At 40.0% G+C, this 18,040-nt stretch carries 12 protein-coding genes; all 12 read left to right on the top strand.

Annotated features, from left to right (window positions below; all coding sequences use genetic code 11):
- The first annotated feature begins 1 nt into the window (after position 1).
- The 12 genes from glgX to ACOI22_RS04165 all read left to right on the top strand — a co-directional run bounded on the left by glgX (position 2) and on the right by ACOI22_RS04165 (position 18,007).
- Positions 2–2,092 carry a glycogen debranching protein GlgX gene (glgX, locus tag ACOI22_RS04220; protein ID WP_420670534.1) on the top strand — a complete coding sequence of 697 codons (2,091 nt, stop codon included), beginning with the start codon at positions 2–4 and terminating at the stop codon, positions 2,090–2,092.
- Between the two features lie 104 nt (positions 2,093–2,196).
- On the top strand, positions 2,197–3,732 hold the full coding sequence (gndA, locus tag ACOI22_RS04215) for an NADP-dependent phosphogluconate dehydrogenase (RefSeq protein WP_420670532.1): 1,536 nt from the start codon (positions 2,197–2,199) through the stop codon (positions 3,730–3,732).
- A 42-nt stretch (positions 3,733–3,774) separates the two neighbouring features.
- Positions 3,775–4,152, top strand: coding sequence for a peptide-methionine (R)-S-oxide reductase MsrB (gene msrB / locus ACOI22_RS04210; protein WP_420670530.1), 378 nt, complete (start codon positions 3,775–3,777; stop codon positions 4,150–4,152).
- A 286-nt stretch (positions 4,153–4,438) separates the two neighbouring features.
- Positions 4,439–5,881 (top strand): glyceraldehyde-3-phosphate dehydrogenase, encoded by a 1,443-nt coding sequence (locus ACOI22_RS04205; protein ID WP_420670528.1) that lies wholly within the window; start codon positions 4,439–4,441, stop codon positions 5,879–5,881.
- A 139-nt stretch (positions 5,882–6,020) separates the two neighbouring features.
- Positions 6,021–7,151 carry a M14 family metallopeptidase gene (locus ACOI22_RS04200; protein WP_420670526.1) on the top strand — a complete coding sequence of 377 codons (1,131 nt, stop codon included), beginning with the start codon at positions 6,021–6,023 and terminating at the stop codon, positions 7,149–7,151.
- A gap of 58 nt (positions 7,152–7,209) precedes the next feature.
- Positions 7,210–8,871, top strand: coding sequence for an alanine/glycine:cation symporter family protein (locus ACOI22_RS04195; protein WP_420670524.1), 1,662 nt, complete (start codon positions 7,210–7,212; stop codon positions 8,869–8,871).
- 94 nt (positions 8,872–8,965) lie between these two features.
- On the top strand, positions 8,966–9,298 hold the full coding sequence (locus ACOI22_RS04190; protein WP_420670522.1) for a hypothetical protein: 333 nt from the start codon (positions 8,966–8,968) through the stop codon (positions 9,296–9,298).
- A gap of 74 nt (positions 9,299–9,372) precedes the next feature.
- Positions 9,373–9,666 (top strand): YeaC family protein, encoded by a 294-nt coding sequence (locus ACOI22_RS04185; protein WP_420670520.1) that lies wholly within the window; start codon positions 9,373–9,375, stop codon positions 9,664–9,666.
- A complete protein-coding gene (locus ACOI22_RS04180; protein ID WP_420670518.1) occupies positions 9,656–12,490 on the top strand; it encodes a DUF349 domain-containing protein in 2,835 nt (944 codons plus the stop codon). The genes ACOI22_RS04185 and ACOI22_RS04180 overlap by 11 nt, the downstream gene beginning before the upstream one ends.
- Positions 12,491–12,567: 77 nt before the next feature.
- Positions 12,568–13,536 (top strand): asparaginase, encoded by a 969-nt coding sequence (ansA, locus tag ACOI22_RS04175; RefSeq protein WP_420672310.1) that lies wholly within the window; start codon positions 12,568–12,570, stop codon positions 13,534–13,536.
- 19 nt (positions 13,537–13,555) lie between these two features.
- Positions 13,556–14,449 (top strand): ABC transporter ATP-binding protein, encoded by an 894-nt coding sequence (locus ACOI22_RS04170; protein ID WP_420670516.1) that lies wholly within the window; start codon positions 13,556–13,558, stop codon positions 14,447–14,449.
- Positions 14,450–14,458: 9 nt separating this feature from the next.
- Positions 14,459–18,007, top strand: a complete 3,549-nt coding sequence (locus ACOI22_RS04165) for a M1 family aminopeptidase (protein WP_420670514.1) — start codon at positions 14,459–14,461, stop codon at positions 18,005–18,007.
- Positions 18,008–18,040 lie beyond the last annotated feature (33 nt).

Below are 18,040 nucleotides of genomic sequence, written 5' to 3'. Positions count from 1 at the left end.
TATGGGTCAACAAAGTTTAATTTCATCATTAAGTGCTTTTGAATTAAAAGAAGGTAATGCGTTTCCTTTGGGCGTTACGCTGCAGTCAGATGGATGTAACTTTTCGGTTTATGCACCTGATGCAGAAGATGTGATTATTTGTTTATTTGACAAAAACGAACAAGCCCTTGCTCAAATTACTTTGCAGCAAAGGGTGCAATCACGCTGGTTTGGATTTATTAGCAATGTTGGTACTGAACATTTGTACGGCTTGCGCGTAAAACCTAAATCTAGTCGGCGCGTTCATCCTGAATCAAGTATCAATAAGTTACTTATAGATCCATACGCGAAAAGTTTAAATAGGCCGTTGAATTGGTCAAGTCAACTTTATGAGGGGGATTCAAGCATGATGATCCCCAAAGCGCATATATTAGCTCCCAGCCCTGAAAATTACTTGCCGGTTAAATTGCTCGCCAAGCAACGCGTGATATACGAGGCCCACGTAAAAGGGCTAAGTAAACTGCATCCTGAGGTACCCGAAGCGTTACGCGGCACCTACCTTGGTGCGTGTGACCCTGCAATTTTACAGCACCTAAAGGAGTTAGGCGTAACCAGTGTGCAGTTTTTGCCCCTTATGACGTTTATGCCTGAATCGTTTGCCACTGACAAAGGCCTAACTAATTATTGGGGGTATAACCCCATTAATTTCTTCGCGCCTGAACCACGTTATGCCGCGCATGATGCTTTGAAAGAATGCAAAGAAATGATAGCCAAATACCGCGAGGCAAATATTGAGGTTATTCTTGATGTGGTATTTAATCATACAAGCGAGGGGGGCAGTGACGGCCCTGTATTAAGTTTTAAAGGTTTATGTGAAGCCCACGCCTATTTGCAAGAATATAATGATGAATCTGACGCTAACCAATATGTGAATTATTCAGGATGCGGTAATACGCTCAAAGTATCAGACCCTTTTGTTATGCAATTAGTGATAGATGCACTTCGATACTGGGTAACTACTATGGGAGTAAGTGGTTTTCGTTTTGACTTAGCCAGCATAGTGGGTCGAGAAGTGTTTGAGTTCAAAAATACCGCCACGTTTTTTAAAATATTACGTCAAGATCCTATTCTTAAAAGCGCAGTAATGCTTGCTGAACCTTGGGATATAGGGCCAGGTGGCTACCAACTTGGGCAATATCCCGACTATTGGTTAGAAGTTAACGACAAGTTTCGTGACGTTGTACGTGGATTTTGGCGCGGCGATAAAGGGCTTAAAAGTGAATTTGCTACTCGCTTTATGGGTTCAAGAGACGTGTTTAGAAAAAATGTTCGGCCCATGCATGCAAGTGTTAATAACGTAAGTTACCACGATGGTTTTACCTTACACGATATTGTTACCTACCAAGATAAACATAATTTAGCCAATTTAGAAGATAATCAAGACGGTCATAATCATAATTTAAGTGCTAATTACGGGCACGAAGGTGAAACTGATGACCCTGCAATTAACCAGATTAGAGAGCAGCAAAAACGAAACCTATTTGCCACTTTACTACTTAGCCAAGGCACGCCCCATATACTTGGGGGGGACGAACTCAGTAAAAGCCAGTTAGGGAATAACAATGCGTATTGTCAAGATAACGAACTTAATTGGTATAACTGGGATTTGTTACCGCGCCAGAAAGCTTTTTTAGCTTACTGCCAGTATGTTGTTAACTTAAGGCAAAGCCATAGTTTGCTACAACATATGAACTTTTTCGACGATGTTTATGATAATCAGCAGAATATTATATTTGCTGATTGGTATCGCCGAGATGGAAGCCATAAACGTGATATAGATTGGGTAAACCATGAACATCATTGCTTTGCTTTACATATTGCAGGTGAAGGAAACAGCCGCGAAAATACGCAACTTCACAAGCAAGAGTGGCTATTTTGCGTGAACAGCTTAGATCAAAACGTGGTATTTAACCTACCGATGCTTAAAGAAGTTGACGAATGGGCATGTGTACTTAACACCAGTGAAGCTGACACTTCATTGTATGCTTCGCAGCTAGTGACCAGTAAATTTGATTTACCTGCTCGGTCATTTTTGGTGTTTTGTAAACGCTAGCTAAAATTAGCTTTAAAAACGAAATTTAGCCTGCGTATTGGGCACTGTAAAAAACAGTGCTATGATCCACCGGATAGCTAAATTCAAATAGGAAACGGTAGAGTATGTCTTTGCAAGGAAATAGTTCGCTATGCGATGTTGGGTTTATTGGCTTAGGTGTGATGGGGAAAAACCTAGCGCTTAATTTGGCAGATAACGGTTATGCAGTTGCATGCTTTGACCTTGACAAGCTAAAAGTGCAAGACGCACTCGCACAAGACCAGCAAGAAAATCCAGACGGCCCCGCACGCTTTGTTGGTTGTAATTCATACACCGAACTATTAGCAAAGGTAAAAGCGCCTCATACTATTATATTATCAGTACCAGCAGGAGAGCCTGTTGACCACGTATGCAGGCATTTAATTGATGCAGGTATTCAAGCGGATGACATAGTCGTAGATACCGGTAACAGCCTTTGGACCGATTCAGTTGCGCGAGAACATGCTTATAAAGGTAAGTTCGTGTTTTTTTCTACGGCTGTATCAGGCGGGGAATCAGGAGCTCGATTTGGCCCGTCATTAATGCCTTCAGGTGACCCATATGCTTGGACTCGAATAGAACCGCTTTGGAATGCCATTGCAGCGAAAGTAGAGCCCAGTACTGGTAAACCTATTGAAAACTATGCTATTGGCACACCCGTCACTGAAGGGGAGCCCTGTACTACCTATATTGGCCCAATTGGTGCCGGTCATTATGTGAAAATGGTTCACAACGGCATTGAATATGCCGACATGCAGCTTATATGCGAAACCTACCACATGATGCGTGACGTGCTTGGTATGTCAGCTAAAGAAGTGTCTGAGGTATTTAAGACATGGAATAAGGGAGTACTAGATAGCTACCTTATACAAATTAGTGCTGAGGTGCTTGCGCAAGAAGACCCAGAAACAGGCAACGCGCTAGTTGATATGATTCTTGATAAAGCCGGGCAAAAAGGTACTGGCTTGTGGACAGCAGTAAGCGCCCTGCAAGTGGGTAGCCCAGCACAAACTATAACGCAAGCGGTGTTTGCAAGAAGCTTGTCAGCTTTTAAAGAAGAGCGAGTAAAAGCAAGCACTGTGTTATCAGGGCCTGATAACTTACTTGGCAGTGTAGACAAACAAACCTTAATTCAGCAATTACATGACGCGCTTTATTGCGCCAAAATATGTGCTTATGCACAGGGCTTTCAGTTGATGGCAATTGCGGGTAAAGAGCACGGCTGGCAACTCGACTTTGCCGCGATTGCCAAAATATGGCGAGCCGGTTGTATTATTAGGGCTGTATTTTTGCAATCAATTACTGATGCTTATGAAAAAAACGACAGTTTAGATAATCTGTTATTAGACCCATACTTTGCTGAACAAATACGTAAGTATCAAACGAATTGGCGCAAAGCTATTGCCGCCTCTACATTAGCTGGCGTGCCTACACCCGCCTTAGGTTCTGCACTTAATTACTACGATTCATATCGCTGTGCTGTATTACCTGCAAACTTGCTACAAGGACAACGTGATTTCTTTGGTGCACATACTTACGCCAGAATTGACCAAGCAGAAAATAAGAAATTTCATTTGCTATGGGGCAGTGATGATCGCAAACAAGAGAAAGTGCGTAAATAGTTACTTAAATCACACTGTTTGGTTTCTTTAAGGTACAACAATATGGCTGATATTTACAAAGATAAGTTAAGCGCTGAAGAGTATAGAGTAACTCGTTTATCAGGGACAGAGCGCCCTGGCACTGGAGAGTACCTTTATACAACTGAGAGCGGCGATTATCATTGTAAGTGTTGTGGCGCCATGTTGTTTCGTTCGCAAGACAAATTTGACGCAGGTTGTGGATGGCCATCTTTTTCAGCGCAAAGTAATGATGATAACGTTGTATACCTTGAAGATAATTCCTTGGGCATGCAGCGCATTGAAATTAAATGTAAGCAGTGCGATGCGCATTTAGGGCATGTGTTTGATGATGGCCCTTTACCTTCGGGTAAGCGTTATTGCGTTAATTCAGTGTCGTTACAATTTTCGTCTGAAAAGTAAAGCGCCTAATATTGAAGACATTAGTCGTATCTAGAATAAATTTCAATGTAATTTAATTACAGAAAAAAGCGATTAATTCTTCATCTATTTACGTTTTATTTACTCATTAGCATACTTTGCTCACAATCCTCTCGTTGTGTGTCGACTTATTACACACAAATAGCCTCAATAGCCTAAAATGTTCATAAAATTGAAAGTTTTCACCAATTTGGAATTTTTCAATTCATTGCTTAGAATGCGCTCGAAATCAATTTTTTGTTAATGTATTTGTACAGGAAAACGCTAAATGAATCAGCAGTATGAGCAGGAACTTCAGTCAAGTTGGCAGGAACGTCAAGAATATGCCGAGCGCATGTTACCCATTATCGGCAAGTTGTATCGAAATCATGCTGTCGAAATTTTAGTGTATGGCCGTACTTTATTAAACGCGAGCGTAATTGACCTGATTAAAGCACATAGAACCGTGCGATTATTTGAAGGTGTTAAATTAAGACTTCGTGAGAGCTGGCCTATATTGGAAGCTATTAATAATATGCAGTTAGCTCCGTGCCAGGTAGATCTTGGACGATTAGCCTACGAGTTTCATTACGGAAAAGGTAAAGATGAAACTGATTTACACGCTTATTTAGAAACTGAGTTAAGCAAAGTAAACAACAAAGAAGACGAGCACGAACCTAGAGACGTAGTTTTATACGGATTTGGACGAATTGGCCGCTTGTTAGCGCGCTTAATGATAGAGCGCCAAGGTAAAGCGAATAAACTTCGTTTAAAAGCAATTGTTGTGCGCGGTGGCAAAGAGGGTGATTTAGAAAAGCGCGCTAGTTTGTTAAGACGTGATTCAGTACATGGCCCATTTAATGGCAGTATAACCGTTGATGAAGAGCGTAAAGCAATTAAAGCAAATGGCTCGTTTATACAGGTTATTTACGCTAATCATCCAAGTGAAGTAGATTACACGCAATACGGTATTAAAAATGCAATTGTAGTAGATAACACAGGTATGTGGCGAGACCGTGATGGTTTATCGCAGCATTTACAAGCTAAAGGCGCTGAAAAAGTTATTTTGACTGCGCCAGGTAAAGGCGATATTAAAAATATAGTGCATGGGGTAAACCAAGCTGACATTAAATCATCAGATACTATATTGTCAGCGGCAAGTTGTACCACTAATGCAATTACACCCGTTCTTAAAGCACTCGATGAAGAATATGGCATTAGTAGCGGGCATGTTGAAACGGTTCATTCTTTTACTAATGATCAAAACTTGATAGACAATTTTCACAAAGCAGAGCGCCGTGGTCGTGCAGCTTCATTAAATATGGTTATTACCGAAACTGGCGCAGCACAGGCTGTTGCGAAAGCTTACCCTAAGCTTGATGGAAAGCTAACAGGTAACGCAATTCGCGTACCTACGCCTAATGTGTCTATGGCAATTCTTAATTTACACTTAAACAGTGATACCGATAAAGAATGTATTAACACCTATTTACGAAATGCGTCTTTGTTCTCAGAGTTGCAGCACCAAATTGACTATACGGCGTCAACCGAAATTGTATCAACTGATCTTGTAGGAACTCGCGCCGCTTCGGTACTAGATTCGCAAGCGACCATTGTGGCGGGCAATAGAGCGACCTTGTATGTATGGTATGACAACGAGTTTGGTTACTCTTGCCAAGTAATGCGCGTAGTGACTGATATGGCGGGTCTTAGCGTGCCTAGCATTCCTTAAAGAGTTAGTTTTACATAAGCAAACGAAGCTGTTGAGGTGTAAAGCCTTAACAGCTTTTTTGTTTTTATGTTTTGTAAATTTGCATAGTTTGCTACCATGCGTTAATAATAATAAAAACACACAGGCAAAAGCCCTATATATGAATATCACAAGCCAATTTGACAGTGGAAATATTCACGTAATTTCTGCTGAAGACCCAAACAATATTAAATTGTCTATCAATAAAGACAATCAATCTGAGTTTTATCAATGGTTTCACTTTAAGCTTCATTCTACTCCTTTCGTTAATCATCTAATCCATATTGAGAACTTGGCTGAGTCAGCCTATCCCGATGGCTGGGAAGGCTATCAAGCGGTAGCATCCTATGACCGAGATACTTGGTTTAGAGTAGATACTGAGTTTAACGGTGATACCTTAAGCATTGATTTTACGCCAGAGTACGACAACGTATATTTTGCTTACTTTGCGCCTTATAGTTATGAACGACATTTAGACTTAATTGCCAATGCACAAATGAGCTTTGATTGTAAACATGAGTTACTTGGGGAAACCTTAGATGGCCGTGAAATAAATTTGCTTGTGATTGGCGATGAAAATGACAGTGAAGGGAAGCATAAGATTTGGATTACTGCACGCCAACATCCAGGTGAAACTATGGCTGAATGGCTTGTTGAAGGGCTTCTTAAACGCCTTCTTGATGACACTGACGGCGTAGCTCGTGCATTGCTCGACTCGTGCATATTTTATGTGGTTCCTAATATGAACCCTGATGGCGGTGTAAGAGGGCATTTACGCACAAATGCGGTGGGTGTTAACTTAAACAGAGAGTGGCAATCTCCAAGTTTGGAAAAGAGCCCAGAGGTATTTCACGTACTCAACAAAATGCAAAGCACGGGTGTTGATGCATTTTTTGATATACACGGAGACGAAGCGTTGCCTTATAATTTCGTTGCTGGCAGCGAAGGAAACCCAAATTACGACGAACGTATTGCGATGTTAGAAAATACGTTTAAAGACTCATTAATGGCTACAACACCTGAATTTCAAGATCAATTCGGTTACGATAAAGACGAACCCGGACAGGCAAACTTAACGGTGGCTTGTAATGCGGTTGGCTTGAAATTTGATTGTTTAGCTTATACCTTAGAAATGCCCTTTAAAGACAACGCTGACTTACCTGACGCTAGTTATGGTTGGTCGCCAGTTAGATCATGTCAATTAGGTGAAGATTTATTAGTTGCTATAAGAGCCGTGAGCTTGAAATTATAATAACTTAGCATAAGCAAACCAAAATATTACACTAGAAGAATAATAAGGAATAATAAACGTGGATGCATTACTCAACTTTTTTAATCTGATCGACAGCTTCCTTGGAAGCGCTGCATGGTTTCCCTATGTATTATTAGGGACAGGTGCATTTTTTACTATTTACCTCAAATTCCCTCAAATACGATACTTTAAGCATGCGTGTAAGGTCGTAACAGGCAAGCTCGATAAAAAGGGCGACCCAGGTGATACTACACATTTTCAATCATTAACTACGGCTTTGTCAGGAACCGTTGGCACGGGCAACATAAGTGGTGTTGCACTGGCAATCTTTTTAGGTGGGCCTGCGGCTTTATTTTGGATGTGGGCTACCGCATTTTTTGGTATGACAACCAAATTTGTTGAAGTTACTCTATCTCATAAGTATCGTGAAAAAACACCCGATGGCACAATGGCCGGTGGCCCCATGTACTACATGGAAAAGCGACTTAATATGAAGTGGCTTGCTGTAGCGTTTGCTGTAGCAACCGTTATTAGTTCGTTTGGTACGGGCAACTTGCCGCAAAGTAATGGTATTGCTACTACAATGGAAGCCAGTTTTGGTTTTGCTCCATCAATAGTGGGCGGAGTATTAGCTATATTACTTGGCTTAGTCATATTGGGCGGTATTCATCGCATAGCCGCAGTTACGTCTAAAATTGTGCCCGTAATGGCGGTTATATATATTATTGGCGCTTTTGCGGTTATATTCGCCAATATTGAGAACGTAGGCCCTGCATTTGCATCTATCATTGGTGATGCTTTCACTGGTTCTGCTGCTGCCGGTGGATTTTTAGGAGCTACATTCGCTTACGCTTTTAACCGTGGTGTAAACCGTGGCTTATTTTCAAACGAAGCGGGTCAGGGTTCGGCACCAATAGCGCACGCTGCTGCAAAAACGAAAGAACCCGTTTCCGAAGGTATGGTATCTATTCTAGAACCATTTATAGATACTATTATAATTTGTACGCTTACCGGTTTAGTTATTCTTTCGTCAGGCGTTTGGAATCAAAAACATCAAAACGAATTTGACCGTTCTGACATGCTCTACGTCACAGGAACTTACGATCAAGGCAGCGAAGAAGATTCAGTAAATGTTTACAAATATTTAAATGACATTAGCGGTTCAACAGTAGCGCCTTATAATGGCGAAATCTCTGTGGTTAATGGTGTTGCTGTAAGCGGTGGCTATACCCTAATTAATGCCCGTTCATTTGCTGAAGATGTAAGCTACCATGCAGGCTCGTTAGATGATAATTTCAGTGGTACTTTAACCATTGAAGAGGGCGCAATTAAGCGTGACAACATTGTGGTTCAAGGTAAATCTTTGATTCACTCAGCCACCTTAACAACGAAAGCATTTACTAAGGGCTTTTTTGGTGATTGGGGGCAATATATAGTGTCAATTGGCTTATTATTGTTTGCATTTTCAACCGCTATTGCGTGGTCTTATTATGGTGACCGCGCAATGACATACTTATTTGGTCCTGCGTCGGTTATGCCTTATCGCGTAGTTTACGTAGCTGGGTTTTTCTGGGCGGCGGTGTCTGACACTACCTTAGTATGGGCCTTATCGGCGGTAGCAATTGTTGTTATGACGCTACCTAACTTATTTGGTATTTTGATGCTGCGTAAAGAAATGAAAACATCGGTTGCTGAATACTGGAACAAAGTGAATAAATAAGTCGGTTTTTGACTTGAACAAGTTTTTAAAATTAAACAAAATAAAAAGGTTAGGTGCATCGGCACTTAACCTTTTTTAATATATTGAGGATCACATGGCGATTATTAGTTGTCCGGCATGCAATAAGCCAATTTCAGACAAAGCAAAAAGTTGTTCACACTGTAACTATGAATTTGGTGATGCGAGTGCTGAAGATATTCAGCGTAAATTATCTATGCAGCGATATAACAAAATTCAAAAGCTTCAAAACCAATCTATGATTGCTATTTTGTTGTTTATTGTTGGGTGTTATTTTGTGTTTTTAGGTGACTTCCCAAATGATGAACAAGGTTTGATGATGTATAACGGCGCTGTGTTCGTAACCACGATTGGCTTTATATGGTATGCCATTAACAGAGTAAGAATTACGCTTACAAAACGCTCTTAAAAGCAAAAGCGCTCGTACTTAGTACATCATAAGCAAAACAAGCAGTAAAATTAGATTCAATAAGGTGGCTTTAAATGCAAGTTGAACAACTGGTCGCGGCAATGTCTAGCGACGTATACGACAAACTGATTCAGTCAGTTGAAACTGGAAAATGGCTTGATGGAAAGCCCCTTAGCGAAGAGCAGCGCGAAACGGTTATGCAAGCTTGTTTAATTTACCAGGCCAAAGTAAAACAGTCTGATGATCATATGACCGTGGGTAAAGACGGCCAAATAGTACAAAAAACGCGCCAACAGTTTAAACAAGAACTCAAAGAGCAGTCTTCAAATGAACAAAACATAGCGCGGTTTAAACAGGATGATTTTTAAGAGTATTTTTGTTCCCGCACATAAAAGCGAAGATCCTGACAAACGCTTAGCTAGCATTGATAAACTGCAAGCAAGCAACGAAAAGCATAAAGCTATTTTGCATGAACTGTCATTTAATGATAGCAATGAAAAAGTGAGTTTAGCCGCATTGGCTAAGCTTGATGATTTTGTTTTGTGGGTAAAGTCTGCAGAACATGCATTATCGCCAGTTGTTAAACGTGAAGCGCAAAAACAAGTATTTGTATTTCTTGAAGATAGCCTGCGTGTTTCAGATAAAGAATTTCAGTATTTTGTAAAAGAAAGCAAAAATAAGATTTTGCTTGAACAACTCTTATTTTCAAGTGAACGCTTAAGAAAATTTCCTGACCTAGCACTAATGATTGTTCACAACTTAGATAACAAACAAACCTTAAAACGCTTTTTTGAGCTAAGTGATAATGAAGAACAGCAAATTAGCGTACTGAGTAAAGTAGACGATTATAAAATGCTTAATCGCCTCAGTAAAAAAGCTATTTCTGACAAAGTTTTGGCTGTAATAACGAGCAAACAGAAAACGCTTGATCAGCAAAAAGAAATGCCAAGCAAGGTTAAACAAGAAATAACCCTAATTAATAGCCGCTTACTGGCCTTACTTGACTCAGAAAACTTCGAATACATGCAAAATGAATTTACTAAGCTGTTGAGTAGCTTTGAACAGCTTAAGAAAGATTTTCATTATTTAGATGAAGTAAGTGCGGCAAGTTATAGTGAAAAGTTTTTAAGTTTAAAGGCGAAATATACGCTCAAGATTAAGTCCTTAGAAGAAGCGCACAATGAACAATTGGCGTCACAAAAATTAAGCGATGATATTAGCGACTTGCAAGCGCGCTGTGATGAAGTTGAAAACCAAATAAAATTGCTATTTTCTGAGGACAACGCACAAGTAGATGCTCAGGTTAAAATATTGTCAAATGCCTTAGCCAGTTGCGAGGAAGACATTGACACTTTACATAGTAAAGATTTAACGATTTCACAGCAATCGCTGTTAAAAGCTGTGAACATGCGTATAACGTCGTTTAAATCTAGCTTAGCTAAAGTGCCTGAGTTAGCTCACAATGCTGAAGATATCAACAAGATCACAGCCAAGTTACTTACAATCCAAGCTTCGCTTAATGAAAGTGATCGCTTTGAATATGAGGAAATAAAGCAGTTTTCTGGGCAAGTCACTAGCGCCTCAAAAGAGTTTGCAGAGCGTAAAAAAAGCATGGGGCAGGCGCTTAGTTCTCATACTGTAGAGGCATATAACTTAGCCTATAGCAATGTTAAAAAGCGCTTGGCCGAAATACAAAACAATGCTCGTGAACAAACTAAAAAGCTAGAGGGCAAACTACGGGTAGCGAATCGCTTGATCCGAGAAGGCAAATTTACTGCTGCTATCAGTACTTTTCATTACGTACAAGGTTTGGTAAATGAGTTAGGGAATTCGCTAAACCCTAAAACTCAAACAGCGTTTGATAACACAAAGCTTGAAATTGAAAAACTTCAAGATTGGCAAGCTTACATTGCGCAGCCGCGCAAACCGGCATTATTAGAAGAGACTCAGGCACTTGCCGCTACTCCTATTGATGATCACTTTGAAAGGGCCGAGACGGTCAAGCAATTGCGCCAGCAGTGGTTATCATTCGGCATGCTTCACACTCCCGAAGACAAGGCTTTAAACGATGCGTTTAACGAAGCCATAGAAAAAGCATTTGCACCCTGCAGAGTATTCTTTTCACAACTAGAAAAACTGCGCAAAGAGAACCTAGAAAATGCTCAGGCTATTATTGCGCAAGTTAAGCAAGTAGATGAAGAAACGCCTGTAAATGCCTTGTCAGGTCAAATTGATAAATTTAAAAAACAGTTTAGCCAAGTGGGCGAAATTGAAAGATCGCAACTTAAGAAAGTTAATCGTGATTTCACGCAAAGTCTAAAACCTTTGCAAAAACGAATAAGTGCTTGGCAGCAAAATAATGCAGAACAAAAGCAAGGTTTGATTAATGAAGTGTTGGCATTGCTTGAACGTGATGATTCACAAGAAGCTGCCAACCAAGCAAAGCATCTGCAAAAAAAGTGGAAAGACATAGGTTTTGCTGGCAAGACTAATGAAAACGAATTATGGCAGGCGTTTAGAGCCGCCAACGACACGCTATTTAGTGCGTATCACCAAACACTAAACGTACATAAAAATGAACAAAGTGCAGCATTAAATGATGTCTCTTTAAAAATGGATGAAACAAAAGCCTTAATTGAAAAAGCAACAAACCAAGGTGAACTGGCTAAATTAGGCGAAAACATTGCCGCACTTGAAGCTGACATTAATGCACTTGATACAAAATTTGCGAAAACAGCGCATGCGAAATTAAAAGAAATTAAGCTGCTTATTAAAAAACAAATGAGCCAAGCTGCACTAAGTAAGCAAAGAGAAAACTTAGTGGCTTTATTTGATGTATTAAAAGCATACACAAACGCTGAAATACCCCCGCTTCCAGATAAGTTTCCTGGCCCTTACAAATCTTGGTTGCTTCAACAGCAATCTTTCCCCGCCATTGTAAAGGACTTAAACCGAGATGAATTAGTGCAGGTTGCGTCTATCTTATTTGATGATGCAGGAGTATCGTATTCTTTTGGTGATGATGAACGCAGAAAGTCACTGCAAATTAGCTTAATGGCCCATAAGTTAGAAGGGAACGAACCCGTACTACCTGAATCGGTACTAGGCGCTTATGTATCGCATGGCCCAATGTCTTCTACCGACATTGCAAGCATTGACATTATGTTTGCTATTTATGAAGCCAGGCTATAATTTAAAGACTTTATTAGGGATACACTAGCTTGAGTAAAAAGCATATTTATATAGCCTATACGGGCGGTACCATTGGAATGAAGCCATCTGCGAAGGGTTACATTCCAGCGGCTGGCTATTTAACGCAAACGCTTGCCAAAATGCCTGAGTTTCATCGTGATGAAATGCCTAATTTCACTATTCATGAATACTCTACATTATTAGATTCAAGTGACATGGTGCCTGCTGACTGGCAATTAATAGCAAATGATGTAGCAAGAAACTATGATAAATACGATGGTTTCATTATTTTGCACGGTACTGACACCATGGCTTATACATCGTCGGCTTTATCTTTTATGCTAGAAGGCCTACAAAAACCAGTGATAATTACGGGTTCGCAAATACCATTGGCGCAACTGCGCTCTGACGGCCAAGCTAACTTGTTGAATGCCCTGTACATTGCAGCAAATTATCCAATTCCAGAGGTTACCTTATTTTTTAACAATAAATTGTTTCGAGGTAATAGGGCGCGTAAAGTAGATGCTGATGGTTTTGATGCGTTTGATTCCCCCAATTTTCCTCATTTGCTAAGTGCAGGCATTCATATTGAGGTTAATCATAGATTAGCCCCACTGCCTGCCAAGCAAGAAATAATGCAGGTTAGCCCTATTATTAGCCAACCTGTGGGAATGATGTCCTTATATCCAGGTATTAGTGCTTCTGTGCTGACTAATATTATTCAGCAACCTGTGAATGCCCTTATATTACTCAGTTATGGTGTGGGCAATGCCCCACAAAACCCAAGTCTTTTAGGGCAAATAGCGCATGCTACTAGCCAAAATATTTTAGTGGTTAACTGTACTCAATGCGTAAAAGGACGCGTTAACATGACAGGCTACGCTAATGGAAAGTTTTTAGAGGAAACGGGGGTGATTTCTGGAGAAGATCTTACACCTGAAGCCGCGTTGGCAAAGTTGCACTACTTACTTAGTAAAACAGAATTAAGCTTTGATGAACGACGCAAGCTTATGGCTAGCAATTTGTGCGGCGAAATGAGTAATTAAAAATAAAGGGAGCGGCTAAGTGTTAACTATAAGTGATGTTAACAAAACTTATTCTAACGGAGTGAAGGCTTTAGACAGTGTAAGTTTGAGTATTTCTAATGGCCTGTTTGGTTTACTAGGGCCAAATGGCGCCGGTAAATCGTCATTAATGCGCACTATAGCTACTTTACAACAACCTGACAGCGGCAGTATTAAATTCAATAATGTAGATGTAGTGTATCAAGGTGATGAACTACGAAAACGTTTAGGTTACCTGCCACAAGATTTTGGTGTTTACCCCCGTATAAGTGCATTTGACTTACTTGACCACCTTGCTGTTTTAAAAGGCATAAGAGCAAAAGCTGAGCGCCATGAAGCCGTTAACGGTTTGCTTGCGCACACTAATTTATATACCCATAAAAACAAGGCGGTAAGCGCTTTTTCAAGCGGGATGAGGCAGCGCTTTGGTATTGCACAAGCGTTGCTAGGTGATCCTGAACTTCTCATAGTAGATGAACCAACCGCAGGGCTTGACCCTGAAGAACGGAATCGCTTTCATAATTTATTGGTGAGCTTAGGCGAAGATAAAGTCATTATTTTATCAACCCACATAGTGGATGATGTTTTAGAGTTATGTTCCGATATGGCAATTATGGGAAGCGGAAAAATATTGCTTCAAGGTAACCCTATTGATGTAACCAGCAAGCTAAGCGGAAAAATTTGGCGTAAAACTCTTTTGCCAAACGAACTCGAAGAAATGCAGCAATTACATAATGTGATATCTACGCGCCTTTTTGCTGGGCGAACGGTAATTCATGTTTTATCAGAAAATGCTCCTCAGGGGTTTGAATCGGTCCCTGCAAGCCTTGAAGACGCTTATTTTGTTACTCTTAATAAAAATAAAGCCGCGCCCACCGCGCCTAAACAAGCATAAGGGCAATATATGTTAAGGCATATGCTTTCATTTGAATGGCGCTACTTTATTCGCCAGCCTTCTTACTATGTCACCACGTCTTTGTTTTTTGTATTGTCTTTTTTGTCAGTTGCCGTTGAAAATGTACAAATAGGCAGTAGTAGTAACATTAATTTTAACAGCCCATATGCAATAGCAGAAACAAGCTTAATACTAAACTTTTTTGCCATATTCTTAGTTGTGAATTTTGTTGCAAATAGCGCAGTAAGAAATGACAACACACTAATGAGTGAGCTTTTATACACAAAACCTATAAAGAGTTTTGAGTACCAATTTGGACGCTTTTTAGGAGCCTACCTTGTCATTCTAAGCGTGCTAGCCTTGGTGCCCCTTGGCTTGTTTTTAGGCAGCGTTATGCCATGGCTTGATCAAGAACGAATAGGCGAGTTTAATCTTCTTTATTATATAAGCCCTTTCTTTATTTTCACTGTTCCAACAAGTTTAGCTTTATCAGCTTTACTTTATGCAGTAGCACTTCGTTTTAAAACTATTATGCCGGTCTATTTACTTGCGTTGTCATTGGTTATTTTATTTAGCATATCTGGGTTAATTTTTGACGATCCCAACCATGATAATATTCGCTCAATTCTTGATATTTTTGGTTTGTCAGCGTTTATGGATACCACGCAATATTGGACACCTAGCCAAAAGAATTCGAATATTATTGGTTTAAGTGAAATGGTGTTTGCCAACCGTGTGTTTTGGTTAGTGGCGGCCACGTGCATTCTTTTATTTTTTTCTCGTTTATTCCGCCCCTTAAGCTTAACCGTTATTAATGACAAACAAATACTGGCTGATGATACAAATGACTCGCCTATTAATAACGAGATTGATTATTCGTATCAGCAGGGGGCATGGTTTAAGCAATTTTTAGCGCGTACATCATTTGAAGTAAAACAGGTGGTATTTAGCCCTGCATTCTTAGTGTTATTGTTAATCGGCGGCTTTTTGCTGGTAATGAATTTCATAGATGCCACTGGCCTTTACGGTACGTCCCATTACCCCATAACACAATATATGGTTGAGTTAATAAACAACGGGTTTTCGTTAAGCCTGTTGGTGGTTATTACGTTTTACACAGGAGAGGTGGTTTGGCGCGAACGTGGCGCAGGTATAGGTGACATAATTGATAGTATGCCTGTGCATAGCCTCATATTTTGGGCGTCTAAATTGTTAGCCATTATTGTTGTGATACTGACTTTGTTTGCCGTAGGCATGTTGTGCGGCATTGTGAATCAGTTATTACATGGCTATACAAATATTGACTTGCCACAGTATGTAACTAGTTTATTGTATTTCAGAGCATCATTTTGGGTGCTGTTATGTATTTTAGCATTCTTTATTCAAGCATTATCGCCCAATAAGTATATGGGCATGTTGATATTCGTAGCCTACTATTTTGTTACTAGAAATATTCTGGTGCAAATAGGCTTTGAGCATAACATGTTTAACTATGGCGCTACCCCTGATATGGTTTATTCAGATATGAATAGCTATGGATGGTCATTACTCACGCAGCATTACTACATGATGTACTGGGGAGCATTGGCGTTAGTGCTAGCGGTTTTTAGTTATGCCATGTGGCAACGCGGGCCCGATACAAATTTAGCCAATCGCTTAAAAATAATTGGCTACAGTTTAGGGCCAAAGGGCCAATTTGCCGTAGTAATAGGAACCGTGCTTTTTATAAGCGTGGGCACACTTATTCACTACAATACCCGTGTTATTAATTCATTTGAAACCCGTGATGAACAGTTACAATTGCAGGTTGACTATGAACAAAGCTTTAAAGCCTTTGAAGATGACCCAATTCCTACTATTACCGCAGTGAACCTTGAAGCAGCAATTTTTCCTAAACTACGAAAACTTGAGGCCATTTCAACTATAAGTGTATATAACAACACTTCATCTGTGATTATAAAAGTGTTGGTCAATTATCCGCGAAATAGCAGTGTAGCAATAGATGGCGCAAATATTAGTGACTACAACCCTAGGCTTAAAACTGCATGGCTAACATTTAAGACTCCTTTAAAACCTCAGGAACGTAGTGAAATAAGCGTAAGGCTTAGCCGCCAACACTTTGGATTTAAAGACAAAGATGAAGACGCAAGCTTGGTCAAAAACGGGACATTTATTAATAATGTAGATTTATTTCCCTATTTCGGTGTTAACCGAAACTTTTACGTGAATGACCCTCACCAAAGGCGTAAGTATAATTTGCCCGTGCTACAAAGAGCGTATTTACTTGAAGATGAAAGCAAGTATTCGCAAAGCAATTTAGGCGCAAATGTGGGCTATATAGACTTCAAGGCTAAGCTCTCAACCAGTGAAGAGCAAATCGCATTGGCGCCAGGGAAGTTGTTAAATTATTGGAGTGAAAGGTCACGAAACTATTTTGTGTATGAGTCTGACGCGCCCATACTTAATCTTTTTAATATTATGTCAGCGAAGCTAAAAGTGAAATCAGCAGTGCATAATGGCATTGATATTTCAGTGTATTATCATCATCAACACAAGTGGAATGTAGATAGAATGCTAGCGTCGAGCATGGATGCTGTAGATTTTTTTAGCGCCACTTTTGGCCCATATCAACACAAGCAGTTACGAATCATTGAGTTTCCTGGGTACCGCAGTTTTGCGCAGTCATTTGCAAGTACAATTCCTTATTCAGAGCGCATGGGTTTTATTTCTGATTTACGCAATACTGAGAAAATTGACCCCGTTTACTACATCACCGCACATGAAGTGGCGCATCAATGGTTTGGTCATCAATTAACGCCCGCTAACGTGCAAGGCAGCCAAGTAATTACTGAAACCCTTTCTCAATATGCTGCGCTTCAATTGATGCAACAACAATTTGGTGAGGATAAAGTACGGCAGTTGTTGCGTTACGAACTTGATGCATATTTAAAGGGGCGGGCGAAAGAGCGCTTTAAAGAAATGCCTCTAATACGTTCTGAAAATCAAGATTATATTCATTATCGAAAAGGCGCCATAATTATGATGGCAATTGGCAATAGAATTGGCTTTAACGCACTAAACGAAGCTATAAATGCATTGTTAGAAAAGTATCGTTTTAGCCAAGGCCGTCTTGCTACTACGCTTGATTTACTGAATGCAATAAAAGAGGCTTCCCCTGTTGAGCACCATTCATTTATTGATGAACAATTTACTCAAATAAATTTATTTAATATTGCGGTACTTGATCACAACATTCAAAATCAGCAACTCATTGTAAATATACATGTTGAGAAGTTGGCGGTATCTGGCAAAGGTGAGGAAAGCCAACGGGCTTTTGATGACTGGGTAGAAATAGTGATTTTCGACGAAGATCCTAATGATTTTGCTAAAAATCAAAGAATTTTATACAGGGAAAAACACAAGCTGATAAATGGAAGCAACACGGTAAATATAGATATTGGCGCAATTGAAGCAGAAATTAGTTACTTAGGCGTAGACCCTTTTATTCATTACATTGACAGAGATATTTCGAATAACATTATAAACTTGCGCAAATAATTTCGAAGGTAATGCAAAAATAGCCCAAAGCGT

Origin of the sequence: Glaciecola sp. 2405UD65-10 (assembly GCF_048820975.1) — a bacterium.
In the GTDB taxonomy this organism is placed as follows: domain Bacteria; phylum Pseudomonadota; class Gammaproteobacteria; order Enterobacterales; family Alteromonadaceae; genus Glaciecola.
Note: the sequence above shows the minus strand (reverse complement) of the source record. Positions and strands in the feature narration are given on the sequence as shown.